General features: G+C 40.6%; 1 pseudogene. It reads left to right on the top strand.

Features of this window, described 5'->3' with window-relative positions:
- Window positions 1-126 precede the first annotated feature (126 nt).
- Window positions 127-581: pseudogene (locus ACFIK8_RS12655) on the top strand (NADH-quinone oxidoreductase subunit F); the annotation flags it as partial.

Genomic DNA, 581 nt, shown 5'->3' with positions numbered 1-581 from the left:
AATATTTTATTATTTTGCCCATTGTGGCGACATTTGACTAAAGTTAAGAAGTCTTGAAAAGATGTTTTTAAATTGCATTTGAGGAAAAGCTAAAAATGCTAAGGGCAAGAGAAAAAAAGGTGGGGTATGCTAGCTGATAAAGATCGCATTTTCACCAATATTTATGGTTTGAAAGACAAATCATTAAAGGCTGCGATGTCGCGTGGGCATTGGGATGGTATAAAGGCGATTATTGATAAAGGTCGTGATTGGATCATTGATGAGGTGAAAGCATCGGGGTTACGTGGCCGTGGTGGGGCTGGTTTTCCTACTGGAATGAAGTGGTCTTTTATGCCAAAACAAAATGATGGCCGTCCTCATTATTTGGTTGTAAATGCAGATGAATCGGAGCCGGGAACTTGTAAAGACCGCGATATTTTGCGGCATGATCCCCATACTTTGATTGAAGGGTGTGCACTTGCTACTTTTGCAATGGGAGCCAATGTCGCTTTTATTTATGTTCGTGGTGAATATATTCGTGAGCGTGAAGCACTTCAAGCTGCCGTTGATGAATGTTATGATGCAGGTTTACTTGGCAAAAA

It is taken from the genome of Bartonella sp. MR168JLCBS (genome assembly GCF_042194175.1).
Note: the sequence above shows the minus strand (reverse complement) of the source record. Positions and strands in the feature narration are given on the sequence as shown.